Source organism: Cupriavidus sp. FW305-27, assembly GCF_058787995.1.
The window spans coordinates 1-25,499 of record NZ_JBYTAG010000009.1; the positions used below are offsets into that span (position 1 = coordinate 1).

The 25,499-nt window shown below is 66.6% G+C and carries 27 protein-coding genes; 8 read left to right on the plus strand and 19 right to left on the minus strand.

Translation table 11 applies throughout. The annotated features are described in order from the left end of the window. Positions 1-190: 190 nt before the first annotated feature. Positions 191-679 carry a winged helix-turn-helix transcriptional regulator gene (locus AC3WRI_RS06030; protein WP_492292854.1) on the minus strand — a complete coding sequence of 163 codons (489 nt, stop codon included), beginning with the start codon at positions 677-679 and terminating at the stop codon, positions 191-193. Positions 680-972: 293 nt separating this feature from the next. On the opposite strand from AC3WRI_RS06030, the gene AC3WRI_RS06035 reads away from it, so the two are divergent. After that, positions 973-1,749 carry an enoyl-CoA hydratase gene (locus AC3WRI_RS06035; protein WP_010810249.1) on the plus strand — a complete coding sequence of 259 codons (777 nt, stop codon included), beginning with the start codon at positions 973-975 and terminating at the stop codon, positions 1,747-1,749. Positions 1,750-1,781: 32 nt separating this feature from the next. Here the strand turns inward: AC3WRI_RS06035 and AC3WRI_RS06040 are convergent, their stop codons facing one another. Then, complete coding sequence (locus AC3WRI_RS06040) at positions 1,782-2,216, minus strand: MarR family winged helix-turn-helix transcriptional regulator (protein WP_010810250.1); 435 nt, start codon at positions 2,214-2,216, stop codon at positions 1,782-1,784. Between the two features lie 96 nt (positions 2,217-2,312). Next, positions 2,313-3,272 (minus strand): GlxA family transcriptional regulator, encoded by a 960-nt coding sequence (locus AC3WRI_RS06045; RefSeq protein WP_010810251.1) that lies wholly within the window; start codon positions 3,270-3,272, stop codon positions 2,313-2,315. A 123-nt stretch (positions 3,273-3,395) separates the two neighbouring features. On the opposite strand from AC3WRI_RS06045, the gene AC3WRI_RS06050 reads away from it, so the two are divergent. The 3 genes from AC3WRI_RS06050 (at position 3,396) to AC3WRI_RS06060 (ending at position 6,031) form a co-directional block, all read left to right on the plus strand. Beyond that, on the plus strand, positions 3,396-3,785 hold the full coding sequence (locus AC3WRI_RS06050; protein WP_011617466.1) for an MAPEG family protein: 390 nt from the start codon (positions 3,396-3,398) through the stop codon (positions 3,783-3,785). Between the two features lie 71 nt (positions 3,786-3,856). Next, positions 3,857-4,678, plus strand: coding sequence for an alpha/beta fold hydrolase (locus AC3WRI_RS06055; protein ID WP_011617467.1), 822 nt, complete (start codon positions 3,857-3,859; stop codon positions 4,676-4,678). A 33-nt stretch (positions 4,679-4,711) separates the two neighbouring features. After that, positions 4,712-6,031: an epoxide hydrolase family protein gene (locus AC3WRI_RS06060; RefSeq protein WP_492292856.1), complete on the plus strand. Its 1,320-nt coding sequence runs from the start codon at positions 4,712-4,714 to the stop codon at positions 6,029-6,031. A gap of 209 nt (positions 6,032-6,240) precedes the next feature. On the opposite strand, the gene AC3WRI_RS06065 is transcribed toward AC3WRI_RS06060, so the two are convergent. The 5 genes from AC3WRI_RS06065 to AC3WRI_RS06085 form a co-directional block, all read right to left on the minus strand. Continuing rightward, positions 6,241-7,293 carry an alpha/beta fold hydrolase gene (locus tag AC3WRI_RS06065; protein WP_492292858.1) on the minus strand — a complete coding sequence of 351 codons (1,053 nt, stop codon included), beginning with the start codon at positions 7,291-7,293 and terminating at the stop codon, positions 6,241-6,243. A 158-nt stretch (positions 7,294-7,451) separates the two neighbouring features. Beyond that, positions 7,452-7,643 (minus strand): hypothetical protein, encoded by a 192-nt coding sequence (locus AC3WRI_RS06070; protein ID WP_492292860.1) that lies wholly within the window; start codon positions 7,641-7,643, stop codon positions 7,452-7,454. Between the two features lie 13 nt (positions 7,644-7,656). Continuing rightward, positions 7,657-9,255: a DHA2 family efflux MFS transporter permease subunit gene (locus AC3WRI_RS06075; protein WP_010810256.1), complete on the minus strand. Its 1,599-nt coding sequence runs from the start codon at positions 9,253-9,255 to the stop codon at positions 7,657-7,659. Beyond that, a complete protein-coding gene (locus AC3WRI_RS06080) occupies positions 9,255-10,361 on the minus strand; it encodes an HlyD family secretion protein (RefSeq protein WP_010810257.1) in 1,107 nt (368 codons plus the stop codon). Before AC3WRI_RS06080 ends, AC3WRI_RS06075 begins: the two co-directional genes overlap by 1 nt. Positions 10,362-10,445: 84 nt before the next feature. Then, the gene (locus tag AC3WRI_RS06085) at positions 10,446-10,934 is read right to left on the minus strand and encodes a winged helix-turn-helix transcriptional regulator (protein ID WP_492292861.1); all 489 of its coding nucleotides are present in this window, start codon (positions 10,932-10,934) and stop codon (positions 10,446-10,448) included. Positions 10,935-11,056: 122 nt separating this feature from the next. Between AC3WRI_RS06085 and AC3WRI_RS06090 the strand changes: the two genes are divergently transcribed. Then, complete coding sequence (locus AC3WRI_RS06090) at positions 11,057-12,535, plus strand: efflux transporter outer membrane subunit (protein WP_439671963.1); 1,479 nt, start codon at positions 11,057-11,059, stop codon at positions 12,533-12,535. Positions 12,536-12,551: 16 nt separating this feature from the next. Here AC3WRI_RS06090 and AC3WRI_RS06095 read toward each other — a convergent pair whose 3' ends face one another. The 3 genes from AC3WRI_RS06095 to AC3WRI_RS06105 form a co-directional block, all read right to left on the minus strand. After that, positions 12,552-13,856: a sensor histidine kinase gene (locus AC3WRI_RS06095; RefSeq protein ID WP_011617472.1), complete on the minus strand. Its 1,305-nt coding sequence runs from the start codon at positions 13,854-13,856 to the stop codon at positions 12,552-12,554. After that, positions 13,853-14,596, minus strand: a complete 744-nt coding sequence (locus tag AC3WRI_RS06100) for a response regulator (protein WP_011617473.1) — start codon at positions 14,594-14,596, stop codon at positions 13,853-13,855. Before AC3WRI_RS06100 ends, AC3WRI_RS06095 begins: the two co-directional genes overlap by 4 nt. A gap of 147 nt (positions 14,597-14,743) precedes the next feature. After that, positions 14,744-15,454, minus strand: coding sequence for an SDR family NAD(P)-dependent oxidoreductase (locus AC3WRI_RS06105; RefSeq protein WP_492292863.1), 711 nt, complete (start codon positions 15,452-15,454; stop codon positions 14,744-14,746). Between the two features lie 289 nt (positions 15,455-15,743). Here AC3WRI_RS06105 and AC3WRI_RS06110 point away from each other — a divergent pair, with 289 nt between their 5' ends. Beyond that, positions 15,744-16,655: a LysR family transcriptional regulator gene (locus AC3WRI_RS06110; RefSeq protein ID WP_010810263.1), complete on the plus strand. Its 912-nt coding sequence runs from the start codon at positions 15,744-15,746 to the stop codon at positions 16,653-16,655. A 15-nt stretch (positions 16,656-16,670) separates the two neighbouring features. Here AC3WRI_RS06110 and AC3WRI_RS06115 read toward each other — a convergent pair whose 3' ends face one another. Together AC3WRI_RS06115 and AC3WRI_RS06120 are read right to left on the minus strand one after the other, a co-directional pair. Next, on the minus strand, positions 16,671-17,135 hold the full coding sequence (locus AC3WRI_RS06115; protein WP_010810264.1) for a RidA family protein: 465 nt from the start codon (positions 17,133-17,135) through the stop codon (positions 16,671-16,673). Positions 17,136-17,284: 149 nt separating this feature from the next. After that, positions 17,285-18,235 carry a GlxA family transcriptional regulator gene (locus AC3WRI_RS06120; protein ID WP_010810265.1) on the minus strand — a complete coding sequence of 317 codons (951 nt, stop codon included), beginning with the start codon at positions 18,233-18,235 and terminating at the stop codon, positions 17,285-17,287. A 169-nt stretch (positions 18,236-18,404) separates the two neighbouring features. Between AC3WRI_RS06120 and AC3WRI_RS06125 the strand changes: the two genes are divergently transcribed. Both AC3WRI_RS06125 and AC3WRI_RS06130 read left to right on the plus strand, forming a co-directional pair. After that, positions 18,405-19,208 (plus strand): SDR family NAD(P)-dependent oxidoreductase, encoded by an 804-nt coding sequence (locus tag AC3WRI_RS06125; protein ID WP_010810266.1) that lies wholly within the window; start codon positions 18,405-18,407, stop codon positions 19,206-19,208. Between the two features lie 303 nt (positions 19,209-19,511). Beyond that, a complete protein-coding gene (locus tag AC3WRI_RS06130) occupies positions 19,512-19,823 on the plus strand; it encodes a hydroxyquinol 1,2-dioxygenase (RefSeq protein WP_454750941.1) in 312 nt (103 codons plus the stop codon). Positions 19,824-19,844: 21 nt separating this feature from the next. Here the strand turns inward: AC3WRI_RS06130 and AC3WRI_RS06135 are convergent, their stop codons facing one another. From AC3WRI_RS06135 to AC3WRI_RS06160, 6 genes are all read right to left on the minus strand, one after another. Next, on the minus strand, positions 19,845-20,879 hold the full coding sequence (locus AC3WRI_RS06135; RefSeq protein WP_010810268.1) for a LacI family DNA-binding transcriptional regulator: 1,035 nt from the start codon (positions 20,877-20,879) through the stop codon (positions 19,845-19,847). A 92-nt stretch (positions 20,880-20,971) separates the two neighbouring features. Then, positions 20,972-21,955 (minus strand): tripartite tricarboxylate transporter substrate binding protein, encoded by a 984-nt coding sequence (locus AC3WRI_RS06140; RefSeq protein WP_010810269.1) that lies wholly within the window; start codon positions 21,953-21,955, stop codon positions 20,972-20,974. Between the two features lie 87 nt (positions 21,956-22,042). After that, positions 22,043-23,146: a porin gene (locus tag AC3WRI_RS06145; protein WP_010810270.1), complete on the minus strand. Its 1,104-nt coding sequence runs from the start codon at positions 23,144-23,146 to the stop codon at positions 22,043-22,045. An 85-nt stretch (positions 23,147-23,231) separates the two neighbouring features. After that, positions 23,232-23,573, minus strand: a complete 342-nt coding sequence (locus AC3WRI_RS06150; protein WP_010810271.1) for a cupin domain-containing protein — start codon at positions 23,571-23,573, stop codon at positions 23,232-23,234. Further along, positions 23,570-24,547, minus strand: coding sequence for a quinone oxidoreductase family protein (locus AC3WRI_RS06155; RefSeq protein ID WP_011617479.1), 978 nt, complete (start codon positions 24,545-24,547; stop codon positions 23,570-23,572). Before AC3WRI_RS06155 ends, AC3WRI_RS06150 begins: the two co-directional genes overlap by 4 nt. 41 nt (positions 24,548-24,588) lie before the next feature. Continuing rightward, the gene (locus AC3WRI_RS06160; RefSeq protein ID WP_010810273.1) at positions 24,589-25,473 is read right to left on the minus strand and encodes a beta-keto acid cleavage family enzyme; all 885 of its coding nucleotides are present in this window, start codon (positions 25,471-25,473) and stop codon (positions 24,589-24,591) included. Positions 25,474-25,499: the final 26 nt, after the last annotated feature.

Sequence of the window (25,499 nt, forward strand, 5' to 3'; positions counted from 1 at the left end):
GCCTTCAGTGAGCCGTTGTAGGCGCCAATGGCGGTGCGCACCGGCTGGCACAGCACGACATCTCTTGCATGCATCGCATTCTCCCTACCAAACAATCAGTTTCAATCGGCCGCACGCACTCCATGCGGTATGCGCCCGGTAGCCGGGTCTTGAAGGTTGCAACAAGAATTGGCTGCGCGGGAAATCCGGCTCAGGCGTCTGTCGAGCGCGACAGCCGCTGGCGCACGCGGTCGCTGGCGGCGGGGCCGGGTGCAAGGTGATAGTCGGCATCGGTGACCGGGCGCCCGTTGGCAGGGTCGACCAGCACAGGCTCCACGCGCACGCCGGTGCGCCGGTTCGTCAACTGCACGCTTTCGCCTTCAGGCGCGAGATGCTTGTTGCCCCAGGCCAGCATCGCCAGCAGCACCTGGCGGAAATCGCGCCCGCGCTCGGTCAGGATGTACTCGGAGCGGGGCGGGCGGTCGCAGTACTGGCGACGCTCAAGCATGCCTTCTTCGACAAGCGAGTTCAGGCGACGCGTGAGCATATTGGGCGCGATATCCAGGTTTTGCTGGAACTCGTCGAACCGGGTCACGCCGTAAAAGGCTTCGCGCAGGATCAATACGCTCCAGCTGTCGGCGACGCGGGCCGCGGTGCGAGCAATCGGACACGGCGTTTCGCCAAGTGGCTTCTTCTGCATGATTGGCTTCCTCGAGAGACCTGCTTGCTATCGATTTGAAAGTCAGTCTAGGGTAGTCACTATCATCATGCAAGTTCGTTCTTCGCTTGTGCTGTATTCCGCGCCCGCGAGGCACCGGAAGCACGCCCCTGCCCACACCGTCTATGTGGAGGGCGCCGCCGCCCAGACGCCGATTCCGCACACTGCCCGGCCTCAACCGTTTACTTCGCACACGAACTATCTATATACTTCGCATGCGAACTTAATCGCGATGCCTGCACGGCAGCGTGCAACTCTCACCTGGAGACCGACCAATGACCCCCGAAATCCGCATTGACCTCACCGGCGGCGTGCTGACCATGACGCTTGCGCGGCCGGACAAAATGAACGCCTTGACGAACGAGATGTACGGCGCACTTGCCGACACCATCGAGCAGGCACAGCAGGACCGGGCTATCCGGGTATTGCTGCTGCAGGGGGACGGGGACAGCTTTACGGCCGGCAATGATCTCGGCGAATTCGCGGCGATCGCGTCGGGAAATGGCCCCAGCGAACGTCACGTGCATCGCTTCCTGCGCGCCCTTGCCAATTCGACCGTACCGATTGTCGCCGCGGTCAATGGCAAGGCCGTCGGCGTCGGGACCACCATGCTGCTGCATTGTGATTACGTGGTGCTCGGCCAGGACGCGCAACTGATCACGCCTTTCGTCAATCTCGCCTTGGTTCCCGAAGCGGCTTCGAGTTACCTGCTCCCGCTGCGGATCGGGCACGTCAGGGCTTTCGAGATGTTCGCGCTGGGCGAGCCGCTTGACGCGCAAACGGCCTTGGCATGGGGCATCGCGAACAAGGTTTGCGCCAATGACCAGCTGCGCACGGATGCGCGCCGGATGGCCGAGAAGATTGCCGCCAGGCCGGCCGGCTCCCTGAGCGCAATGAAACAGCTCATGCGCAATGCGGAAAAACTGGTTTCGCAGATGAACAGCGAAAGCGCCAGGTTCGAGGAGCGGCTGGCCAGTGCGGAAGCCCGGGAAGCATTCTCGGCCTTCGCCGAAAAGCGCAAACCAGACTTCACCAGGGTTGCCGCGCAGTGAGTCGACTGCCTCGCTCTCCGGCCGCTGCGAGGCTACACCTCGCCCTCGTCCGCGGCCGGAAACTTTGTCTGCAGGCTGGTCAGCCAGCGCGCCACCACGTCGATCTCGGCGGCGGTGAAACCTTCGGTGAGCCTGGTATTCAATGCCTTCATGCTCGCCTTGGAACGCTGGCGCGCCAGGCGCCCTGCCTCCGTCAGCCACAGGCGCGAGGCACGGCCGTCGTTCTCGTCCGGCCGGCGCTCGATCAGGCCGGCCCTTTCGGTCCGGTCGGCCAGGCCGCTCATCCCGGGCGCGCCCAGGTCCAGCGCCGCGGCAGCCTCGCTCGTCAGCGCGCCATCGTTGCTGCCCAGGAAGAAAAGCAGTCCGGCCTGGGCTGATGTCACGCCACCCGCGGCAGTGCGCGCTTGTGACCACCGCTGCAGGCGCCGCTGACCCACGTTCAACAGGTAGACGAGGCGATGTTCCATGTCTGGTGCGTCATAAAGGGTGAGATTTCGTTCGCATGCGAATATTATCATGCGCCGGTGTCCCGAATAGCGTGACGCACAGCGCCTGGCCGTCCGTCACACGGCGGCCGGCTCTTCGCTGCGCCGCGCACGGGCGGCACGCTTGAGGGATTGCGGCGGCTCGCCGAAAATCCGCAAGAACGCCCGGCGCATGCGCTCCGGGTCGGAGAAGCCGGTCTTGCTGGCGATGCGCTCGATCGTCAGCGTGCCGGCTTCCACGAGCAGGCGGGCCGTGTCGGCGCGCAAGCGCTCGACGGCACGTGCCGGGGACTGGCCCGTGCTCTGCCGGAACTCGCGGCTGAAATGCCGCGGGCTCATGTTGGCGGCGCTGGCGAGCAGCTCCACCGACAGATCCTGGTGCAGATGATTCCTGGCGTAGGTCAATGCCGCTTGTATGCGCTCTGACCTCGATTCCAGTTCCGACAGCATCGAGAACTGGGACTGCCCCCCGGCACGGCGGTGATGAACCACGAGCTTCTTCGCGACTGCGCGCGACACGTCGGTCCCCAGGTCTTGCTCTACCAGTGCCAGCGCAAGGTCGATGCATGCCGTCATGCCGGCCGATGTCCACACCGTTCCGTCCCGGACAAAGATGCGGTCGTCTTCGACGCGCACCGCAGGAAAGCGCTGCCGCAGCGTACTGGCATGGTGCCAATGCGTAGTAGCCCGCCGGCCGTCCAGGATGCCGGCCTCGGCGAGGATGAACGCCCCTGTGCAGATGCTGGCCATGCGCCTGGTCGGCTCGAGTGCATGGCCTAGCAGGCGCAGCAGCCTGGGCGATGGCGCCGGCACCGAGGTAGCGCCCCCAACCATCAGCGTGTCAAAAGCCAGCGGATCCATCGCGGTGGTCTGGATCGCCGTGCCCATTGAACTCTTCACGGCCCCGCCGCGTTCCGAGACGACATGGATTTCGTAGGCCGGGACCCGCACTTCGAGGTTAGCCATCTCGAAGACCGACACCGCCGCCAAATCGAGCATCTGAAAGCCGGGGAAGAGCACGAGGCCGATTTGGTTCATGTTGTCCTGAAACGAGGGAAGTTCGTCATTCAGGACAAAGGCTAGGACCCTATCCTGAAACTGTCAATCAACTCCCGATGGGCTTCTCCCAATGCGCGCTATCGACCATCCACGAGGTATCGAATGAACATCATTGCGCTGGCCTGCACCACTGTCCTCGGTCTGCTTCTGTTCTCGCTCGGACTCGCCACCTCGGTGCAGCGGTCCAGGATCGGCGTGCTGAGCGGCTACCCATCCGAGCCCGATCAACTGCTGGCACGGCTGATTCGCGCTCACGGCAACACCACCGAGTACGCGCCGTTCCTTGCGGTGCTCTTCCTGTACCTCGGAACTCAGCATCCGCCTGGCTGGGCGGTCTGGTGCATGGCAGGTGCAACTGCCTGTCGCGTGCTCCTGGTGGTTGCACTGCTTGCCTGGCCCTCCATGTCCAGGCCGAATCCGGCCCGCGCCGTTGGTGCCCTGGGAACGTATGCCTTCGGGACAGCCCTTTGCGTGGCCGCCCTCACCGTCTGACCCGGGCTGCCGATGCCGGCAGAGCGGCCACTCTCCAATCCCATTAGTACCTGACCCTTAAGGGGAATCGCATGAAGACATTGAATACGTTCATCAGGACTGCGGCGCTTGTTGCCACCGTCAGCAGCCTTGCAGCCGCTGCGAGCACAGCCGCCGCCGCACCGGCTGCTGACACCCGCGCTACCACGGTGGTGTTTGTGCACGGCGCCTTTGCCGACGGATCGGCCTGGGACAAGGTCATTGCCCTGCTCCAGTCCAAGGGGCTTCATGTTGTATCGGTCCAGAACCCGCTGTCTTCCCTGGCCGACGACGTGGCAGCCACGCGCCGCGCGCTCGACAAGCAGGCCGGACCGGTCGTGCTGGTGGGGCATTCCTGGGGCGGTGTGGTGATCTCTGAAATCGGACAGCATGAGCGCGTCAAGGCCCTGGTCTATGTCGCGGCGTTTGCACCTTCGGAAAACCAGTCGGTGGCGGACCTGGCCAAGGATTACCCAAAGCCCGAGGGATCCAGCTTCATCGTCGCTGACAAGGACGGTTTCCTGACGCTGACGCCCGAGGGGATGTCCAAACACTTCGCCCAGGACGTGCCAGCGGCCCAGACCCGGATCATGGCGGCGACACAGGGACCCGTCAGCGGCAAGAGCTTCGAGGACAAGGTCACGGTTGCCGCATGGCGGACCAGGCCGTCCTGGTACATCCTCAGCGAGCAGGATCACATGATCCAGCCCGCCTTGCAGAAAGCGATGGCACAGAAGATCTCCGCCCGCATCGTGACACTGCCGACGAGCCACGTACCGCAGCTGTCAAGGCCGAAGCAGGTTGCGGATGCCATCTACGCCGCCGCGGTGTATCAGCCGAAACCCGACGTGCACCCGCCAACGACACGCCGCTGACCGTATTCCACTTTCCCTCTACCTGGTATCGACATGAAACTCCACGCAGCACGCACGGCACCTGCCATCGCCACGATCGCTTTATGCCTGGCTCAATTGGCCTTGCCAAGCCACGCCCAGGCATCGCCGGCCGCCGAAGGCGGCGCAATCCCGCAACGCGCGGCGACCGAGGACGCATCCATTCGCCCCTTCCACGCCAGCTTCCCGCAAGCGGCACTGGCCGACCTGCGCCAGCGCATCGCCGCCACGCGCTGGCCAGACCGCGAGACGGTATCCGATCAATCGCAGGGCGTGCAGCTGGCGAAGATCCAGGAACTGGTGCGCTATTGGGGCAACGACTACGACTGGTTCAAGGCAGAGCAAAAGCTGAACGCCTACCCCCAGTTCGTCACCAGGATCGACGGGCTCGACATCCACTTCCTGCATGTGCGATCGCGCCATCCCAATGCGCTGCCGCTCGTCATCACCCACGGCTGGCCGGGCTCGGTCTTTGAACTGCTGAAGGTGATTGGCCCGCTCACCGATCCCACCGCCTACGGCGGCCGTGCCGAGGACGCCTTCGATGTGGTGATTCCGTCGATGCCCGGCTACGGCTTCTCCGGCAAACCCGTCGGGACCGGCTGGGGTCCCGACCGCATTGCAGGTGCGTGGGATGTGTTGATGAAGCGGCTGGGCTACACACGTTATGTGTCACAGGGCGGCGACTGGGGCTCGGTCGTGGCGCATGCGCAGGGCCGCCAGGCACCACAGGGCTTGCTCGGCATTCACGTCAATATGCCCGCCACCGTGCCAGCGGACGTCGCCCGGGCGCTGAAGAACGGCGAAGCAGCGCCGGCCGGCCTGTCCGCCGCCGAAAGGTCAGCCTTCGAGTCGATGAACAAGTTGTATACGCTGGGCGGCGGCTATGCCGCGATGATGGTGACCCGCCCGCAGACCGTGGGCTATGGCCTGGCAGATTCCCCCGCAGGGCAGGCGGCATGGATCTATGACAAGTTTGCCGCCTGGACCTTCAGCGGTGGCAACCCCGAGCGCTCGCTGACCAGGGACGAGATGCTCGACGACATCACGCTCTACTGGCTCACCAACAGCGCCACGTCGTCAGCACAGCTATATTGGGAAAACAACACCAACAACTTCAACGCCGCCGAGCAGATGACCGCACAGATCAAGGTGCCTGTAGGCGTGACGGTATTTCCCGGCGAGCTCTATCAAGCCCCGCGCAGCTGGGCCGAGCGCGCCTACCCCAGGCTGACCTACTTCAACAAGGTCGACAAGGGTGGCCACTTCGCGGCATGGGAAGAGCCGCAGCTGTTCGCTCAAGAGTTGCGCGCAGCGTTCAGGTCGCTGCGCTGAGCGCGGCAGGCGGGCGGCGGCGGGCGCTGGGGCATGGCAATGCCCTCAGCCCCCGGGCCGCCCTTGTTTCGTGCCCGCTTATCCGGGCGCATGGTCCGGGGCATGCCCGACCATGTGCACCGATGGCCAGCGCCGCCCAGCTCCGATGCCAGCGCCGACAGCGTCATGGCAGCCAGTATCAGCAATCTGCGCATTGCGCCCCTCATGCGTCAGCGCCTGTCTACATCGAGCACCGCCTGCGCAAATGCGGTGGGCGCTTCCTGCGGCGGGTTGTGGCCGATCCCGCCCGTCAGGTTCCGGTGCTCGTAGCGGCCCGTGAACTTGCTGGCATAGGCGCTCGGCTCGGGGTGCGGCGCGCCGTTGGCATCGCCTTCCATGGTAATGGTGGGCACGCCGATGGTGGGGGCCGTGGCGAGCCGCTTCTCGAGGTTGTCGAACCTGGCTTCCCCGCTGGCCAACCCCTGCCGCCAGCGGTAGTTGTGAATGGTGATGTCGACGTGGTCGGGATTGTCGAAGGCGGCGGCGCTGCGGTTGAACGTCGCATCATCGAACTGCCATTGCGGCGATGCCAGTTTCCAGATCAGCCTGGCGAACTGGTGGGTGTACTTCTGGTAGCCGGCGCGGCCCCGGTCGGTGGAGAAATAGAACTGGTACCACCACTGGAGCTCGGCCTCGGGCGGTAGCGGCTGCTTGCCGGCTGCCTGGCTGCCGATCAGGTAGCCGCTGACCGCGACCAGCCCCCTGCAGCGGTCCGGCCAGATCGCCGCCATGATGTCGGCGGTGCGCGCGCCCCAGTCAAAGCCGGCCACTACGGCATTGCGGATATTCAGCGCGTCCATCAGCGCGATCATGTCGGCGGCTATCGCTACGGGCTGGCCGTTGCGCATGGTGTCGGCAGACAGGAAGGACGTCGAGCCAAAGCCACGCAGGTGGGGAATGATCACGCGATAGCCGCGGGCCGCCAGCAGCGGCGCCACGTCGACAAAGCTGTGGATGTCGTAGGGCCAGCCGTGCAGCAGCAGCGCGACCGGCCCGGTGGCAGGGCCGGCCTCGGCGTAGCCGATATTGAGCACGCCGGCGTTGACTTGCCTGACCGGCGCGAAGCTGGCATGGGTGCCCGGCGTGGTCAAGGGCAGCGCCGGCGCCTTCGACACACCGGTTTGCGCGCGGGCGGCCTGCGGCAGCCCGAACGGCGCGGTGGCCAGCGTCACTGCCGCTGCACCCAGAAAGCCTCGACGAGGTAGATCGACTGTCTTCGACATTTGCTTCTCCCGTTTGCGTGATCAATGTGAGCACGAGTCTAGGAGGCCATGGCAAGCGGAATGTGTCGGATTTCAGGGGATTTGTATCGCTGTGTATGTATCCGCGATGGCGACATACTTCGATACAAAGCAGCCCGGCTGAAGGACTGGCACGCCGGTCAAGCGAACTCTCCCTGCGGCACGCCTTGCGGCATTGGCCTGTTGCCCTGATCTGGAAGATTGCAATAGGCATTAGCTGCACGAGCGCACGCCACACCGTTTTCGCGCGGGCGCTCCCCCGCATATGCCACCGTGGCGCTCGCCACGATCAGCGCGACAGGCAGGAGCCGATTGCACAGACTGACTTTCATGGTCGTTCCACAATCAATGCGCGTCTGCCGACGGACCCTTCGGCGCTGCAACCTTGCGCATCAGCGGCACCATGGCGGTGGCGATCGCGAAGCAGACCAGGATCAGCAGGAAGATGTCGCCAAAGGTCTGGGTCTGCGCCTCGCGCCAGGCCAGTCCCCACAATTGCCTGAGGGCGGCGGTCTGCGCATCGAGGGCATCGTGCCCGACCGCGACGAACTGGTCGCTGATCCCTTGCAACAGGTTGCCCATGGCTTCATTACGGATGTTCAGGTGCTCTGCCTCGCGCAGGAAGTGCAGGTTGCCGCGGTTGTTGAGCGCGGTCGCGCAGGCGGCGATGCCGATGGCCCCGCCCAGGTTGCGCATCAGGTTGAACAGCCCGGACGCAAGCTTGAGCCGCTCCGGCGGCAGGCTGCCCAGGGTCAGTGTCACCGTGGGCGCCACCGCGAACTGCTGGGCCATGCCGCGCAGCGCCTGCGGCAGCAGCAGTTGCGCCGCGCCCCAGTCGTGCGTGATGGGCGCGAAGTACCACATCGACACCGCGAACAGCCCCAGGCCGATCATCATCAACCAGCGCAGGTCGACCCGGTTGGCCAGGAAGGCATAGAGCGGGATCGATGCCATCTGGAACACGCCCGTGGAAAACACCGCCAGCCCGATATCGAGCGCGCTGAAGCCGCGCACGCGCCCCAGGAACAGCGGCGTCAGGTAGATGGTGGCAAAGATGCCGATGCCGGTGACAAAGGAGAAGAAGCAGCCGAGCGCGAAGTTCCGGTCCTTGAGCGCGCGCAGGTCCACCACGGGGTTGGCATAGGTCAGCGTGCGCCAGATGAAGCCCACGCCCGACAGGCCGGAGATCCAGGCGGTGGCCAGGATCACGTCGTCGCCGAACCAGTCCCAGCGCGGCCCTTCCTCCAGCGTGTATTCGAGGCAACCCAGGAACAGCGCCATCAGCACCATGCCCAGGTAATCGGCACCGCGCACCAGCGACCAGTCGGGCCGGTCGATCTTGACCAGCAGCGGCACGGCGATGGTGACGAAGATACCCGGCACCAGGTTGATGAAGAACAGCCAGTGCCAGGAATAGTGATCGGTGATCCAGCCGCCGATGGTGGGCCCCAGCGTCGGCGCCAGCGAGGCCAGCCCGCCGACCGTGGCGGCGGCGATGACACGCTGGGGGCCGACGAAGAAGGCAAAGGCCGTGGTGAACACCATCGGGATCATCGAGCCGCCCAGGAAACCTTGCAGCGCCCGGAACACGATCATGCTGTTGATGTCCCACGCCACCCCGCACAGCAGGCTGGCCACCGTGAAGCCCGCCGCGGAGGCGGCGAACAGCCAGCGCGTCGACATCACGCGCGACAGCCAGCCGGACAAGGGAATGACGATGATCTCGGCGATCAGGTAGCTGGTCTGCACCCACACGGTTTCATCGGCGCCGGCCGAGAGCGCGCCGCCGATATCGCGCAACGAGGCGGAGACGATCTGGATATCGAGCAAGGCGATGAACATGCCCACGCACATCGTGCTGAAGGCGAACACCTTGGCGGCAGTGGACATCTCGTCCGGCATCGCCACGGCGGACGCAGGGGTGGTCAGGGTAGCCGTGGTCATCACTGCACCTGCTTGCCTGGCTGCGTGTTGACCTGGGCGATCACCGACAGCCCCGGGCGCAGGACCCCAAGCCGGGCATCCTGCTCGTCCAGGCGGATCCGCACCGGAACGCGCTGGACGATCTTGGTGAAGTTGCCGGTGGCATTCTCCGGCGGCAACACGCTGAACTGCGCACCGGTGGCCGGCGCCAGGCTGGCGACGTGGCCATGGAAGACCCGCCCCGGCAGCACATCGGCTTCAATTTCGACCGGCATGCCGGGGCGCATGTGCGCCAGTTGCCCTTCCTTGAAGTTGGCGTCCACCCACAGCCCGCTGGCCGGCACGATGGACAGCAACTGGCTGCCGGCACCGGCAAAGGCGCCGACGCGGGCGCGCCGGTTGCCCACGGTGCCGTCCACGGGCGCGCGCAGTTCCGTATAGCCAAGGTTCAGCTTCGCGATGTCGCGCTCGGCGGTCGCCTGCGCCAGCGACGCCTGCGCCTGCTGCTTCTGCGTGCCGATCACGTCCAGCTGGCGCTGCGCGGCCAGCAGCGCCGCACGCGCCTTCTCGCCATTGGCCTGGGCCTGCTTGTAGTCCGAGTCAGCCTTCTGCGAGCTCTGGATGGAGACAGCCGCCTTCGCCACCAGGCTGGCGTAGCGCACCTGGTCGTCGCGCGCCCGTACGGTGTCGGCATTGGTGGCCGCGATGCCGGCCTTGGCCTGGGCGATGACCGCCTCCTGCAGGCGCGCGGTGGCATCCAGGTTTGCCAGCAGTGCCTGTTGCGCCGCCACGGCGCCTTCGGCCTTGGCCAGTGCGGCGCGGTAGTCGCGGTCGTCGATACGCACCAGCACATCGCCCGCGTGGACCGTCTGGTTGTCCGTCACCGCGACTTCCGCGATGTAGCCCCCGACCTTGGCGCCGATCACCGTGACATCGCCGCCGACGTAGGCGTCGTCGGTACGCTGCAGGTGGCGAGCCGATGTCCACCAGTGGTAGCCGTATCCGATTGCGGCCAATCCGGCCACAACCAGCGCGCCGGTCGCCAGCAGCCGCCTGGGGCTGGCCTTGGATTTCGAAGCGGGAACGGGTTCGGTACCCGCCCGTTCAGTCAGCGTATTACTGCTCATGGCACTTCCTTTCTGCTTTCAGGACTTATCCCGCCTGCGAGGCGGCATGGGTGGAGGGTTCGGTAGGGTTCGGGATAGTTCGGGTCAGGCTTCGGCCGAGCGGTCCAGCCGGCGCCGCAGGCCGTCGGTAGCCGCCGGCCCGGGGACGATGTGGAAATCGGGGTCGGTGACGGGGCGGCCGCTGGCGGCATCGACCAGTACCGGCTCGACACGCTCGCCAGTGAGTCGGTTGGCCAGCTGCACGCTTTGGCCCTCGGGCGCGAGATGCTTGTTGGCCCAGGCCAGCATGGCCAGCAGGACCGGGCGGAAGTCATGGCCGCGCTCGGTCAGGATGTACTCGGAACGGGGCGGGCGGTCGCAGTACGGGCGGCGCTCCAGCAAGCCGTCCTCGACCAGCGAGTTCAGGCGGCGGGTCAGCATGTTGGGGGCGATGCCCAGGTTCTGCTGGAACTCATCAAAGCGCGTCACGCCATAGAAGGCTTCGCGGAGGATCAGGACGCTCCAGCTGTCGGCAACGCAGGCCAGCGTGCGAGCGATGGGGCAAGGCGTCTCAGCAAGCGGCTTTCTCTGCATGAGTGGCTTCCTCCGAAATTGGGGTTGCTATCAATTTGAAAGTTAGTCTAGAGTAGTAACTATCATCATGCAAGTTAGTTTTTGGCTTGTGCTTTATTCGTCGCTGTTGAAAGGTGTCCGTCATGCCCCAAAGTCCATTCCGCCCCCCGCTCCGGCGCACCCGCGCCGGTATCGCCCGCCTCCTCCCCACCCTGCTTGCGGCCAGCGCCGCGGCCGCCCTGGTGGCCTGCGCGGCCGGCCCCGATTACCACATGCCGGCCTCGGACATGCCCGCGGCCTACCCGCACGCAGCGGCGCTGGACGCCCGCGAGGCCACGCAGCCCGCGCCGTCACTGGACAGCTGGTGGCTGGGCTTTGACGATCCCGCGCTGACGCGCGTGATCCAGCGCGCGCTGGAGCAGAACCTCGACCTGGCGGCGGCGATTGCGCGGGTCGACCAGGCCCGCGCCGCGGCCAGCCACGCCGGCGCCGAACTGCTGCCGCAGGCATCGTTGTCCGGCAGCGTGGCCAGGCAGCGCCAGTCGCTGGAAGGGCCTTTGGGCAGCCTCGGCAAGAACGCGCCGGGCTTTGAGCGCAACAAGACGGTGTACAGCGCTGGTGTGGGAGCAAGCTGGGAGATCGACGTGGCCGGCGGCCTGCGGCGCGGCGCCGAGGCCGCCAGCGCGGAGGCCCAGGCCGCGGAAGCCGAGCACATGGGCGTGCGCGTGCTGGTAGCCGCCGAAGCGGCCGATGCCTACTTCCGCGTGCGCGGCGCGCAGCAGCGCATCGCCATCGCGCAACAGCAGGTGCGGACCAATGCAAAGCTGCTCGAGCTGGTGCAGCTGCGGCTGGCCGATGGCATCGGCGCCGAGCGGGAACGCGCGCAGGCGGAAGCACAGCTGGCACAGACCCGCGTGACCATCCCGCCGCTGCAGATCGAACTGGAGACACAGCTGAACCGGCTCGATGTATTGATGGGCGCGCATCCGGGCACCTATGCCGCTGAACTCCTGACGCCGACCGAGCGCACCGCCGTGCCGCAGATCGCCGTGGCGCAAGGTCCGGCCAACCTGCTGCAACGCCGCCCGGACGTGATTGCCGCGGAGCGCCGGCTGGCGGCATCCAGTGCCCGCATCGGCGTGGCCACTGCCGAGTACTACCCGAAGCTGTCGCTGTCAGCGCTGCTCGGCTTCGAGAGCCTCTCCGCCGGCAAGCTGTTCACCGGGTCCGCCTTCCAGCCCGCCGCGATCGCGGGACTGCGCTGGCGGCTGTTCGACTTCGGCCGGGTCGATGCCGAAGTGGCGCAGGCCAAAGGCGCCAACGCCGAAGCCCTGGCCACCTACCGCAAGGCCATGCTGCGCGCCACCGAGGACGTGGAAAACGCGATCATCACGCTGACCCAGCTGGAGCTGCAGGGCAAGGAGCTGACAGTGGAAGTGGCTGCCCACGCGCGCTCGCGCGGCGCCGCCGAGGACGCCTACAAGGGCGGCGCGGTCAGCCTGTTCGAAGTGCTGGAGGAAGACCGCCTGCTGCTGGCCGCGCGCGACCAGCAGGCACGTGTGGGCGCCGACAATGCCCGCGCGGCGGTGGCAACGTTCCGTGCGCTGGGGGGTGGCTGGTAACGTAGCGGGCGGCGGCTCAACCCACCCTGAGCCGCGCCTCCAGGCCACCGCCCTCGCGATTGCGCAGCGTCAGTGAGCCGCCGATGGCCAGCGCAAGCTGGTGCGCAATCGCCAGGCCCAGGCCGGTGCCGCCGGTCTCCCGGTTGCGCGATGCCTCAAGCCGGACAAACGGCTGCAGCACGGACTCCAGCTGCTCAGCCGGGATGCCGGGCCCGCGGTCGAGCACGCTGATGGTCACCGCGCCGCCGTCCTCGCGGTGCACGCTCAGCTCCGCCGCCCCGCCGAACTTGAGGGCGTTGTCGGTCAGGTTGGTCAGGATGCGGCGCAAGGCGTGCGGGCGCGTGTCGAGGGTGCCGCCGGCACGCTGCAGGATGGTGACGGCCTTGCCGGTGTCCTGGTAGTCGTAGACCAGGCTCTCGACGAACGAGCCGATGTCGATCCGCGACGGCGTCTCGCCATCGCCATGCATGGCGCGCGCGTAGGCCAGCCCCTCCTTCACCAGCGTTTCGATCTCGGTGAGGTCTTGCACCAGCTTCCTCTTTTCCTCAGAGTCTTCCGTCATTTCTGCGCGCAGCTTCATCCGCGTGATCGGCGTCTGCAGGTCGTGGGAAATCGCGGCCAGAATCTGCACGCGCTCCTCGACAAAGCGGGCAATGCGTTCGCGCATGGCATTGAATGCGCGCGCGGCGCGCACCAGTTCGGTGGGCCCGGTCTCGCCCAGCGGCTGGGTCCTGGCATTCGGGTCGAGCGCGTCGGCGGCATTGGCCAGCGCCACCAGCGGGCGGATCGCCAGGCGCACGCCAAGCCAGCAGCACAGGATCAGCAGCAGCAACTGGATAAGCAGCACATAAGGCAGCCATTGCGCCACCGGCGTAGGCTTCGGATGCACGTCGATGGTCAGCGGGCTGCCATCGCTGAGGGTCAGGTGGGCCTGCATGCGCTTGCCCTGGCCGGGGATGGACTCGACCCTGACCGGGAAGCGGCCGCCGCTTGCTTCCATGATCCGGTCGGCAACTTCCGTGGCCTGCGCGGACATCTCTGGCACGCCCGGCAGCCCCGGCCCCAGGATGTATTGGTAGGCGCCGCGATTCACGTGGCGCAGCCACTGCGGGCGCTCCGCCGCGGGCAGGCGGTCGAGGATGGCGATCGAGGTGGAGACGTCGGTCTCCAGGGTGCCGAGCATGACCTTGCGCGCGGTGATGTAGCGCTCGGCAAACAGGACGCCGAACGACAGGCCATGGGCGACGATGAGGCCGGCCAGCAGGATCAGGAACAGCCGCGCGCCCATCGTACGGGGCCAGGGCAAGGCACGGAGATTCACTGGCGTGCCTCCCGGATCTCCACGGGCGTCGAGAAGACATAGCCCTCGCTGCGCACGGTCTTGATGTAGCGGGGCTCGCGCGCGTCGTCCCTGAGGTGCTGGCGCAAGCGGCTGACCAGCAGGTCGATCGAGCGCTCGAACATTTCCGCTTCGCGGCCCTGCGTGAGGCTGAGCAGCTGGTCGCGGTTGAGCACGCGCTGCGGATGGTCGACAAAGACGCGCAGCAGCCGGTATTCCGCGCCGCTCAGCGCGACGATGACGCCATCCTGGTCAATCAGGTGGCGCGCGGTGGTGTCGAGCTGCCAGTCGCCAAATGCAAGCAGCTGCCCGGCCTCGGTGATCTGCAGGTTGGGCGGAAGCATCCGGGTCCGCCGCAGCACCGCCTTGATGCGGGCCAGCAGCTCGCGTGCGGCGAACGGCTTGGCAAGATAGTCGTCGGCGCCCATTTCCAGGCCGATGATGCGGTCGGTCTCGTCGCTGCGCGCGGTCAGCATCAGCACCGGGGTGGCCTTGTGCTTGCCCGCCCGCAGTTCACGGCACAGCACCAGGCCATCGTCGCCCGGCATCATTACATCCAGCACGATCAGGTCGACGCTGTTGACGTCCAGGAACGACCGCATGTGCCGCCCGTCAGGCACCACGGTAACGCGCAAGCCGTTCTTGGTGAGGTAGGTTGAGACCAGTTCACGGATTTCGCGGTCGTCATCCACGATCAGGATGTGGTCGGTGTGTGCTTCCATCGGCGTCACCTTGGCAGATTGATTGAAAACCGCCAGGCGCGGCGCCGGGCACCGAAAGATTAACGCAATACGGCGCGACGGGTATTCCCCCGTCGCGCCGTCGGGTAACACCCGCGGTGCGCCGGCGCGCGCCGCGGGGGTGTCCGCTCAATGCCCTGCGCTCTGGCCGCCGTCTACATGCAGGATCTCGCCCGTGACGAACGGCGCGTTGTCGAGATACAGGACAGCATCGACGATATCGCGCATCTCGCCCATATGACCCACCGGGTGCAGGGCGCCCAGCGCCTCATGGGTTTCCGGCGCATGCATCGGCGACTTGATGATGCCGGGCGCGACCGCGTTGGCGCGGATGCCGGTCCTGGCGTACTCGATGGCAAGCGACTTGGTCGCGGCGTTCAGGCCACCCTTGGTCAGCGAGGCCAGCACCGACGGCACCCCGCTGATCGCATGGTCGACCAGGCTGGTCGTGATGCTGACCACGTGGCCGCTGCGCTGCTTCTCCATTTCGGCAATGGCCAGCTGCGTGATATGGAAGAAGCCCGTCAGGTTGATGCCGGTGACGGCCGCGTAGTCCTCGTCGGAATAGCTGGTGAACGGCTTGGCGACGAAGATGCCGGCGTTGTTGACCAGGGTGTCGATGCGGCCGAACCTTGCCACGGCCTCGGCGACGACGCGGCGCGCCGTGGACGGATCGGCGATATCGCCGGCGACTGCCAGGATGTCCTGGTCGTCCGACGGCTTGATGGTGCGCGCCGTGGCGACAACGCGATGGCCGCGCTCCCGGAACGCCTTGACCAGTTCGGCGCCAATGCCTTGCGATGCGCCCGTGACGACTACGACTTTCTGTGCTGCACTCATTTTCTTGAACCTCGATGTAGATTGAATCGGCTTGTTTGCCGATCGGGCCGGCGGCTCCGATGGGTTCCAATCTAGGCAATTCGCTTCCGTATTCGAAGACCCTGGCGGCACAAACAGTCTTGCGCCACAAGCACAAATGGAGCGGGACGAATCCTCCGGCGCGCCTGGCGTGCGCAGCCTCGTGGTCACTTCGGCGCAGGCCACGGCCCGGACATCGACTTCTGCCAGTGGCGCACATATGATGGATACATCGCTTGATCCGGTGCGGCCTGCGGTCGCAAGCAAAGAAATGAAACGGCAATTCGATGACCTTCAGCTTGGCAGCATCGAGCTGTTCTGCCTGGCCGCGGAGCTGGGCAGTTTCACCGCGGCGGCAGTGGCCGCGGGCGTGACACCGCCCGCAGTCAGCCGCACTGTGCAAAGGCTGGAAGAGCGCCTGGGGGTGCGGCTGTTCGTGCGGACCACGCGGCAGATCCGCCTGACCGACGAAGGCCGGGTGTATTTCGAGCAGAGCCGCGGCGCACTGGCGCAGCTGGTGGACGCGGAGCGGCAGATCAGCGGCCAGCAGGCTGCCCCCGCGGGGCGCTTGCGGATCAGCCTGCCGACCCCTTACGCGCACTATCGCGTGCTGCCGGTGCTGCCGGCATTCCGCGAGCGCTACCCCGAAGTCGAGATCGACGTGCACATCAGCAACCGCAACGTGGATTTCGCCGATGACACCTATGACCTGTCGGTGCGCGGGCGTGCGCCGGATGACTCGAACCTGATCGCGCGCAAGCTGGAAGACGCGGAGCTGGTGGTGGTGGCAACGCCTGGCTATCTGCGGCGTGCCGGCACACCGCAGTCATTGGAGGACCTGCTCAGGCATGAGTGCATCCAGTTCGAGCGCCCGAGCAGCGGCCGGCGGATCCCATGGACGTTCCGGGTCAACGGCGAGGACACGGATATCGTGACCGCCGGCTCGTATGCGGCGTCAGAAGACATCCTGGGCGGGGCCACGCTGGTGCGCGCCGGCGCGGGCCTGTTCCAGACCTACCGCTTCGTCGTGGAACAGGACCTGCGCGACGGCACGCTGGTGGAGGTGCTGAAGGACTACGGCGGCAGTACGCGCCCCTTTGTGCTGCTGTACCCGTCCGCGCGCCACGTCTCGCGCCGGGTACGGGCGTTCGTCGACTTCCTGGTCGAGAAGTTCTCGGCGTAGCGGCTCACGCCGCGCTTATTCAGGCCGGATCTGGGCAATGACCACGAGGATCACGGCCGCATTCGCCGGCTGCTGGAAGTGCGAGGAAATGGTGCGCGCGTGGCCGGCCTTCTCTGCCAGCACCTCGCCAAACAGGTCCGAGGCACCGTCGAGCACCGCCGGCTGCCCGAACCAGCCGGGCGCGCTGGAAATGTGCCCGTCGACGCGGACGATGTGGTCCAGGCGCTCGAAGCCACCCAGGTAGGCATGGATCTGCGCCAGCACGTTGAGCGCCGCCAGCTCGGCGGCACGCTTGCCCTGCCCGACATCCAGGTCCTTGCCGACCTGGCCTTGCCAGACCACCTTGCCATCCTGCAAGGGCAACTGCCCGGAAATGAACAGGAGGTCGCCGGCCTGGCTGACCGCGGTATAGCTGCCCAGGGGCTGCGGTGGCTGCGGCAGCACCAGGCCGCGCGCTGCGAGACGTTCTTGCACAGACATGCTGGCTCCAATCAGGTGAGGGTCACGCGACCAACTCTATGTGCGCGCCAGCCTGGGATAAAGGCATGGCGCGGAACAGGAATTGGTACCTGGGGTAACAAGTCGGATACCCGACTTCCTTGCATGCCCCTGTACCGGCACGGCCGCCCCTACGCGGTCTGCAGTTCGTCGCCGCGCGCCATGCGCCGGATCGCCTGCGGCGGTTGGCCGAACGCCCGCAGGAACGCACGCCGCATGCGCTCGCGGTCGCCGAAGCCGGTATCCCGCGCCACCACATCGATGGCATGGCGGCCGCCTTCCATCATCAGCCTGGCCGCCTCCACGCGCAGGTGCTCCACGGCCTTGGCGGGGGTCTGCCCGGTCTCGTCACGAAATGCGCGCGCGAACTGCCGCGGGCTCAGGTGCGCCGCATCCGCCAGTTGTTCCACCGAAAGTTCCTGTTGCAGGTTCTGCCGCGCGAAATCCAGCGCGGCACGAATGCGGTCCGAGCGCGGTTCCAGGTCCAGCAGTGCCGAGAACTGTGACTGGCCGCCGGCGCGCCGGTGATACACGACCAGCAACTTCGCCACATCGCGCGCAACCGCGGCGCCCGCGTCCTTCTCCACCAGCGCCAGCGCCAGGTCGATGCAGGCCGACATCCCGGCCGAGGTCCAGACCGGGCCATCGATGATGAAGATGCGGTCCTCTTCCACGCCGACGTTCGGAAAGCGCCGCCGCAACTGCTCCGCGTAGTACCAGTGCGTGGTGGCGCGGCGGCCGTCCAGCACCCCGGCCTCGGCCAGGTTGAAGGCACCGGTGCAGGTGGCGCCGATGCGCCGCGAAGTCCGCGCCGCACGCTGCAGGAACTTCACCAGGGCGGGCGGCGTGGGCAGCACGTCGTTGTCTCCCACCACCAGCACGGTGTCGAAGCGACGCTTGCCGAACGGCTCGGTGCCGACGGAAAAGCCACCGGAACTCAACACGGGGCCGCCATGCTCGGACAGCAGGTGGACCTTGTACAGCGGCTCTCCGAGCGAGCGGTTGGCGAACTCCAGCACCGTCGAGACCGCGAGGTTCAGCGCCTGGAAGCCGGGATAGAGGGCAAGGGCCACGTGATGCATGTCGATCTCCCGAGGGCAGCAGGAAGGTGTCCTTCCCGGATGGCAGAAAAGGTGGCATCTATGACATTGGTGCCAACGCCATTGTGCGCCTAATCTTGGCTTCACGCAGCCGGCCGATCCAGCGCCGACCGCCACCAACATCCCCCCTCACTGAATCTGGAGCTTTGACATGACCACGCACAACCATTCCGGCACCGCCCTCATCACCGGTGCTTCTTCCGGCATCGGCGCCATCTATGCGGAGCGCCTGGCGCGCAGGGGCCACGACCTGATCCTGGTGGCGCGTAACCGCGCGCGGCTGGAAGCACTGGCCCGCCGGATTACCGACGATACCGGCCGCTCGGTCGAAATCGTGACCGCGGACCTTGGCCAGGCAGCCGATGTACGACGCATCGAAGAGATCCTGCGCACGGATGCAAGCATCACCACGCTGGTCAACAACGCCGGCTTCGGCGGCGCTGCACCGCTGCTGCAATCGGATGTCGACACCATGCAGGCAATGATCGAGCTCAACGTCACGGCGCTGACCCGGCTCACCTACGCCGCCGCCCCGGCGTTCGTTGCGCGCGGCGAGGGCACCATCATCAATATCGCCTCGATCGTGGCGGTCGCGCCCGAGGTCCTGAACGGTGTCTACGGCGCCACCAAGGCGTTTGTGCTGGCCTTTACCCAGTCGCTGCAACATGAGCTTGCGGGCAAGGGCGTGCGCATCCAGGCGGTCCTGCCGGGGGCCACCCGCACCGAGTTCTGGGACACCGCCGGCCAGCCGGTCGAGAACCTGCCGCAATCGATAGTCATGAGCGGCGACGACCTGGTCGACGCGGCCCTGGCAGGGCTGGACCAGGGCGAGGTGATTACCGTGCCGTCGTTGCCCGACGTGGCCGACTGGAACACGTTCGAGGCGGCACGCGCCGCGCTCGGCCCCAATCTTTCGCGTGACCAGCCCGCTACCCGGTACGGCGTTGCCCGGTAACTGACGGCTCGCGGACGCGCGCGGCCTTTACACCACCTTCCCCGGGGCGCGCGGTATCCGGCAAGCGCTCCGGCCGCCGCGCGCCTCCTCCCTGCCGCCTACGCCAGCAGGCGCCTCCCATGGTCCTTTTGTATCGCTATGTATCAAGCACAGGGGACGATACGTGCCCTGACAGAAACAGGGTCTCCACGCTATAGCGCAGATACACCGGTTTCCTTTAATGCATCTCGTGGACCGACGGCATGCGTCGACAAGACGATCCCCCGGCCGCGCAGTTCAACCCAGACCTCAAGGAAACCGACCATGATTACCGATCTCACCAAGCGCATTGTTCTCGCCCTCGCCCTGGCAGCTGCCGCCGCCGGCGCCCAGGCCGCCGGTCCCGGTGCGCGCGATCCGTTCAGCGAAGGCGCACGTTCCGTGCAGGACGCACGCAACGCATTCACCGACGGCGCCCGCGCCGTGCAGGACGCACGCGACCCGTACACCGAGGGCGCGCGCAATGTCGATCCGTACGACAAGGGTGGACGCATCCTGGCCGGGTGGGACCGCACGGGTCCGTCCGCTGATCCGGCGCGCAGCTTCGATCCCTACCAGGACGGCGCCCACGCCTGATAGCAGGGCATTGACCCTCGGCTATTCCGCTGCGCGCGGCGCAGCCGTGGAACCCCGCACGATCAGCTGCGGCGTCAGTTGCACGGTGACGGCATCGGAGGCTGGCTTGTCGATCTTCCTGAGCAGGAGGCGGGCAGCCTCCTCGCCCATTTCGTGGACGGCAATGCGCACGGTGGTCAGCGGCGGCGTCAGGGCGTCGGCGAAAGGCATGTCGTTGTGGCCCACCACCGAGACATCCTCGGGGCAACGCATGCCGTGCTCGCGCAGGTAGTCGTAGCAGCCCATCGCCACCAGGTCATTGCCGGCGGCGATAGCGGTCACCTGCGGAAATGCCGCGAAGAGCTGCTCGCATGCGAGCCGGCCGGCCTCGCGCGAATAGCTGGCGGCCTCCATGACTTGCCATTCCCCGCGGCGCAGGCGGTGGCGCTTGACCGCCTGAAGAAAGCCCTCGCGACGCAGGAAGCCGGTCGACAGCGTGGCTGGCCCGGCAATATGCCCGATGCGGCGGTGGCCCAGGCCGACCAGGTGGTCGACCGTCTGCCGCATGGCCAGCAGGTTGTCGCTCACCACGCAGGACACCCGGCCCGTGTCATCGCCCCGGTTGACCGTGACCACGGGGATATGCTGCTTAAGGCAGTAGGCGAGGATCGGATCGTCCCGTTCCGCGGTGGCAAGCACCAGTCCTTCGACTTGCCGGCCGATCATCTGGTCGATGACAAAGCGCTGCCGGCTCTTGTCGGTACCGGCATTGACCACGATCGGCACGTAGCCCTGCTGCGCCAGCACGGATTCGATCCCGGCCAGGATGGGCGGAAACACCGGGTTGGAAATATCGGGCAGCACCACGCCCACCAGTCCGGAACGCTGGGTGCGCAGCCCCGCCGCGATGCGGTTGGGGCGAAAGCCGCGCGCCTCGGCAACCTCCAGGATGCGGGCCGCCACGTCCTCAGCCACCAGGTGCCGCGTGGCCGGGTTCATCACTCGCGAGATGGTCGAGTAATGCACGTCGATCTCGGCAGCCAGGTCTTTCAGGGTGAGGCGCTTGCGCTCAGGCATGACGGCAGTTGGCGGGGCGGCAGCCCGGGGAGGGTTGGAAACCACCATTCTAAGCCAGCCCCGCGCCGTCGCCGCACGCCTGCCGGGTGCCGCTACTGCCCCGCTTTCACGCCGGATTGCCTGACCACCGGCGCCAGCTTGCCGATCTCCGCCTGGATATAGGCAGCGAACTCCTGCGGCGACGAGCGCTTTGGCTCCGCGCCCTGGGCGGCCAGGCGCTCGCGCACATCCGGCGCGGCCAAGGCCTTGCCGATCTCGGCATTGAGCGCATCGACGATTTCCTTCGGGGTGCCGGCGGGCGCCAGCACCCCGAACCAGGAGTCGAACGCGTAGCCGGGGAAGCCGGACTCCGCCACCGTGGGAATCTCCGGCAGCGCGCTGGCGCGCCTGGCCGTGGTGACCGCCAGCGCCCGCAGCTTGCCCTGCCTGACGAACGGCATGGCCGATACGCTGGGCGCAAACATCATGTCGCCCCGGCCAGCCATGACGTCGGTCAGCGCTTCGCCCGTGCCCTTGTACGGGATATGGACGATGTCAATGCCGGCCTGCATCTTGAACATCTCGCCGCTCAGGTGGGTGGAGCTGCCCGAACCCGCCGAGTCGAAATTCAGCCCGCCCGGCGTCGCCTTGGCGGCGTTGACGACGTCCCGCACCGACTTGTACTTGCTGGCGGCATTGACCACCAGCACATTGGGGACCGTGGCCACCAGCGAGACCGGCGCGAAGTCCTTCACCGTGTCATACGAGAGCTTGGGATACAGCGTGGCGTTGATGGCGTGCCCGACCGAAACCAGGATCAGCGTGTAGCCATCCGGCGCCGCCTTGGCCACGCCGGTGGCACCCAGGGTGCCGCCGGCGCCGGGGCGGTTGTCCACGATCACCTGGTAAGTGCCGCCCTCGCCCATCTTGCTGCCGATGATGCGCGCCAGGATGTCGGTGGCGCTGCCGGCCGAGAACGGCACCACCAGCCGGATCGGCTTGCTGGGATATTGCGGTTGCGCGTGGGCGGCGGGTGCGGCCGCCAGCATGAGCGATGACGCCAGCGCCAGCACGGTGCCTTGGATGGATCGAATCATTCTGTGTCTCCTCACTCCAGAAGCGAGCGCGAACACCGCGCGTCGCCGATGAATGCGGCATGCCCATGCCGGGCGTGCCGCCCTGCTTCAGAAGAAGTGCCGCATGCCGAGCGCGACCGTCTGCGGGTCTGAACCCGCGCTCACGCCCAGTTCATTGATGGCAAAGTCGTAGATCGCATTGCGCTTGTTGTTGATGCGGCTGTAGTACGCATACAGCGCGGTGCGCTTGGACAGCGGATAGTCGTAGCCGACCGTGACCTGCGTGGCACCCGTTTCCGCGCCACTGCGGAAGAAGCCCACGGTCTCGGTCGCATTGCCCGCGCCATTGCTGGCAAGGCCAAAACCGACGCGCACGCTGCCCGGCCCGAGCTTCTGCACCAGCGACGCGTAGTACCCGTTGCGGGTCAGGTCGCCGGTCGCGGTGCGGTAGTGGAGCCGTTCATAGAGCAGCGCCACGGTGGTGGTGGGGAACTTGTACGAGACGCCCGCCTTCATCGCATCATCGTTGCGGCCGGCGGTCTGGTAGTGCTGGTGGACTTCATAGGCCAGCACCACGTTGAGCGGGCCGTTGTCGTAGGCCGCCGAGAACGAATACAACCCGGGATTGCGCGGTACGGTGGTCTTCTCCTCATTCACGCCCCACGCCGCGGCGCCGCTGAAGCCGGCGAACGACGGCGACTTGTAGACGATGATGTTCTTCTGCCGGCGGTCGAACGAGCTGGTGTCCTGGACGTTGTCGGAGCTGGACGTGGAGCCGTTGCCGATCAGCGCCATATAGCCGGCGGTGGTCGGATAGTACGGATCGTAGGCCGTTGTCGATTCGGTGTATGGGGTCTGCCAATGCCCCAGGAACAGCGTGCCGGCATCGCCCTGCAGCCCCACCCGCGTATTGCGCCCGGCCACCTGGCCTTGGCCGGTATCGAGCGAGAAATTGCTTTCGATCTGCCAGATGGCTTTCAGGCTGCCGCCCAGGCCTTCTTCGCCGCGCATGCCGAAGACTGAGCGGTTGTTGGTCAGGCGCCCCACGCCGCCAAGGCGGGTGCCGTCGGTCGCGGTGTTGGCATAGGAATACTCCAGTGCCGTATTGATGCGCCCGTACAGCGTCACGGCCGACTGCGCGCTGGCCTCGCCGCCACAGGCTGCGGCCATGGCCAGCATGAGCAGATGGCTGGGCTTTCTGATGGACTTCATTTGTCTCCCCTGGTTTGTCGTGGTTGTTGTGGGCGGGCCGTCTGCCCCGCTCTTTTGCAATCGTTTGCAGTCCGGCCCAAAAACATCAGCTCTTGGGATACGGCATCGCCAGCAACAGCATCGCCGGCCGATTGCCCGGGTTGAACACCTGCCGCGCCTCACCCGGCGCCACGCGCACGGAATCGAACTGGGCCAGCGTCACGCGCTCGTCGGGCGTGGCGATGCAGACTTCGCCTTCCAGCACGACGTAGTGCTTTTCCACGGGCGCGGCATCCATCGACGTATGGCCGCCCGGCAACAGCACCGAGACCCCCATCCACAAGGCTTCGGACGGTCCCGCTTCATGCCCTTGCAGGCGCAGGCAGTGCATGCCTTCATGATTGGCCGGAAAGTAGGCCGGCGCCTGCGCGAACCGGGTCGTGTTCACGGCTTCAGCACCACGCGTTCGGTCGCGCCTTGCAGGACCGCCCGGTAGGCCTCCTTGGCGTCGGAGAGCGAATAGGTGTAGTCGGAGAAGACCGGGAACGGCCGCAGCGCACCCGAGGCGAACATCGGTGCGAGCTGGTCAAGGATGCCCGCGCAGGCGTTGCTGTCCAGCGCAAGGGTGTCGACGCCCACATAGGTGTGCTGGCCACGATAGAAGGCGAAGATGTCGAACGGCACCGGCTTCTCGATGGTCGAGATGAAGATCTGCGCCGCGCCGATCGCCATGGCCTGGTTGGCCTGTTCGAAGTAGGGGCTTCCCACCGTGTTGTAGACGATGTCCGCACCGTGTCCGTCGGTCTCTTCGCGCACCACCGCGGCAATGGATTCGCTGCTGGCATCGATCATGCGCACGTCGCCGCTGGCATGGCCGCGATAGGCTTCCGCGGTGCGCTCCACCGCAAAAACACGCGCGCCGAGCGCGGTGGCGATCTGGATCGTAGCCTGCCCCACCTTGCCATTGCCGCCACACACCAGCACGGTGCTGCCAGCCTGCGGCATGCCCGCGCGGCGCAGCCCTTCATAGGCGGTAATGAACGGCACCCCCACGGCGCCGGCTTCCAGCAGCGACACCGACGCCGGTTTGGCGCGCACGGCGCTGGCCTGGATGCGCAGATACTTGCCATGCGTGCCGTCGCGGCGGATGCCGAGCTCGCCGCCGCTACCCCAGACCGGCTGGCCCAGCAGCTCGGAGGGTCCGTCGACCACCAGGCCTGCGTAGTCGCGGCCTGGCGTGCGCGGCCAGACCGCATGCGGCATCAGGCCGAGCGTTGCCTTCACGTCGCTCGGATTGACCCCGGCACTGGCCACTTCGATGATGACCTGACCCTGCGCCGCTTCCGGGCGCGGCACGCCGAGCAGCTCCAGCTGCAGGGCGTCGATATTGGCGGCTTTCTCGCTGACTCGAATGGTGTTCATGGTGCTTCCTTCCTGAAATGTTTGGTTCGGTATGGCCGGGATCAGGCCTCGCGCAGGCCAAGCGTGCGCCGGGCCTCGGCCGACGACGCAATCTCGCCGCCGAGCGACCTGACGATGTCGCGCGCCTTGGCGACCAGCGCCGCGTTGCTTGGCGCCAGCACGCCCTTCTCCAGATAGATGTTGTCTTCCATGCCGACACGCACGTGTCCGCCTGCAAGCCATGCCTGGGCCACGATCGGGAACTCCGCGCGGCCGATGCCGAAGGCCGACCAGTGGGCGCCGGCGGGCAGCATGTTGCGCGCGTAGAAAATGGTTTCCGGCGTGGCCGCAAAGCCGTACTTCACGCCCAGCACCAGGGTCCACAGGCCGGGGCCGTCCAGCACGCCTTCACGGATGAAGTCGAGCGCCATGTTGAGGTCGCCGGAATCGAAGATCTCCAGCTCGGGCATGACACCGGCCGCGCGGATCACGCCGGCCATCTTGCGCACGTTGGTGGGCGTGTTGATGACCACGTCGCCGCCGGAGTTCATGGTGTTCAGGTCGAGCGAGCAGACGTCCGGGCGCAGCGCCGCGATGTGTTCGACGCGCTTGGCGGGATGCAGCAGCGTGGTGCCCGGCGCGGCCACGCGCGGCTCGTCCTCGCTCGGCACGAAGCGGCCACCGGGCCCGGTGGTGAGGTTGATAATCAGCGAGCGGTTGCGTTTGCGGATGCGGTCGATGACATCGGCGTAGTAGTCGAGCGACATCGACGGGCGCCCCGTTTCGGGGTCGCGCACGTGGATGTGGGCGGCGGCTGCGCCGGCCTCGGCGGCTTCCAGCGCGGCGTCGGCAATCTGGGCCGGCGTGACCGGCAAGCCGGGGTGCTGCTCCGGGGTGACGATATTACCGGTCACCGCGCAGGTGATGATGGTCTTGCGTGCGTGCATGAGCGAAGGTCAGTGATGGAAATTCG

What these genes read in the sequence shown, in the direction of transcription:
- AC3WRI_RS06065 (WP_492292858.1), bottom strand. Translation starts at nt 7,293, where the DNA reads ATGTCGAAGACAGTCGATCTACCTCGTCGAGGCTTTCTGGGTGCAGCG.
- AC3WRI_RS06145 (WP_010810270.1), bottom strand. Translation starts at nt 23,146, where the DNA reads ATGAAGTCCATCAGAAAGCCCAGCCATCTGCTCATGCTGGCCATGGCC.
- AC3WRI_RS06030 (WP_492292854.1), bottom strand. Translation starts at nt 679, where the DNA reads ATGCAGAAGAAGCCACTTGGCGAAACGCCGTGTCCGATTGCTCGCACC.
- AC3WRI_RS06075 (WP_010810256.1), bottom strand. Translation starts at nt 9,255, where the DNA reads ATGACCACGGCTACCCTGACCACCCCTGCGTCCGCCGTGGCGATGCCG.
- AC3WRI_RS06085 (WP_492292861.1), bottom strand. Translation starts at nt 10,934, where the DNA reads ATGCAGAGAAAGCCGCTTGCTGAGACGCCTTGCCCCATCGCTCGCACG.
- AC3WRI_RS06160 (WP_010810273.1), bottom strand. Translation starts at nt 25,473, where the DNA reads ATGCACGCACGCAAGACCATCATCACCTGCGCGGTGACCGGTAATATC.
- AC3WRI_RS06060 (WP_492292856.1), top strand. Translation starts at nt 4,712, where the DNA reads ATGAAACTCCACGCAGCACGCACGGCACCTGCCATCGCCACGATCGCT.
- AC3WRI_RS06115 (WP_010810264.1), bottom strand. Translation starts at nt 17,135, where the DNA reads ATGTCTGTGCAAGAACGTCTCGCAGCGCGCGGCCTGGTGCTGCCGCAG.
- AC3WRI_RS06130 (WP_454750941.1), top strand. Translation starts at nt 19,512, where the DNA reads ATGATTACCGATCTCACCAAGCGCATTGTTCTCGCCCTCGCCCTGGCA.
- AC3WRI_RS06040 (WP_010810250.1), bottom strand. Translation starts at nt 2,216, where the DNA reads ATGGAACATCGCCTCGTCTACCTGTTGAACGTGGGTCAGCGGCGCCTG.
- AC3WRI_RS06100 (WP_011617473.1), bottom strand. Translation starts at nt 14,596, where the DNA reads ATGGAAGCACACACCGACCACATCCTGATCGTGGATGACGACCGCGAA.
- AC3WRI_RS06105 (WP_492292863.1), bottom strand. Translation starts at nt 15,454, where the DNA reads ATGAGTGCAGCACAGAAAGTCGTAGTCGTCACGGGCGCATCGCAAGGC.
- AC3WRI_RS06080 (WP_010810257.1), bottom strand. Translation starts at nt 10,361, where the DNA reads ATGAGCAGTAATACGCTGACTGAACGGGCGGGTACCGAACCCGTTCCC.
- AC3WRI_RS06050 (WP_011617466.1), top strand. Translation starts at nt 3,396, where the DNA reads ATGAACATCATTGCGCTGGCCTGCACCACTGTCCTCGGTCTGCTTCTG.
- AC3WRI_RS06140 (WP_010810269.1), bottom strand. Translation starts at nt 21,955, where the DNA reads ATGATTCGATCCATCCAAGGCACCGTGCTGGCGCTGGCGTCATCGCTC.
- AC3WRI_RS06055 (WP_011617467.1), top strand. Translation starts at nt 3,857, where the DNA reads ATGAAGACATTGAATACGTTCATCAGGACTGCGGCGCTTGTTGCCACC.
- AC3WRI_RS06125 (WP_010810266.1), top strand. Translation starts at nt 18,405, where the DNA reads ATGACCACGCACAACCATTCCGGCACCGCCCTCATCACCGGTGCTTCT.
- AC3WRI_RS06110 (WP_010810263.1), top strand. Translation starts at nt 15,744, where the DNA reads ATGAAACGGCAATTCGATGACCTTCAGCTTGGCAGCATCGAGCTGTTC.
- AC3WRI_RS06120 (WP_010810265.1), bottom strand. Translation starts at nt 18,235, where the DNA reads ATGCATCACGTGGCCCTTGCCCTCTATCCCGGCTTCCAGGCGCTGAAC.
- AC3WRI_RS06155 (WP_011617479.1), bottom strand. Translation starts at nt 24,547, where the DNA reads ATGAACACCATTCGAGTCAGCGAGAAAGCCGCCAATATCGACGCCCTG.
- AC3WRI_RS06135 (WP_010810268.1), bottom strand. Translation starts at nt 20,879, where the DNA reads ATGCCTGAGCGCAAGCGCCTCACCCTGAAAGACCTGGCTGCCGAGATC.
- AC3WRI_RS06035 (WP_010810249.1), top strand. Translation starts at nt 973, where the DNA reads ATGACCCCCGAAATCCGCATTGACCTCACCGGCGGCGTGCTGACCATG.
- AC3WRI_RS06045 (WP_010810251.1), bottom strand. Translation starts at nt 3,272, where the DNA reads ATGAACCAAATCGGCCTCGTGCTCTTCCCCGGCTTTCAGATGCTCGAT.
- AC3WRI_RS06090 (WP_439671963.1), top strand. Translation starts at nt 11,057, where the DNA reads ATGCCCCAAAGTCCATTCCGCCCCCCGCTCCGGCGCACCCGCGCCGGT.
- AC3WRI_RS06070 (WP_492292860.1), bottom strand. Translation starts at nt 7,643, where the DNA reads ATGAAAGTCAGTCTGTGCAATCGGCTCCTGCCTGTCGCGCTGATCGTG.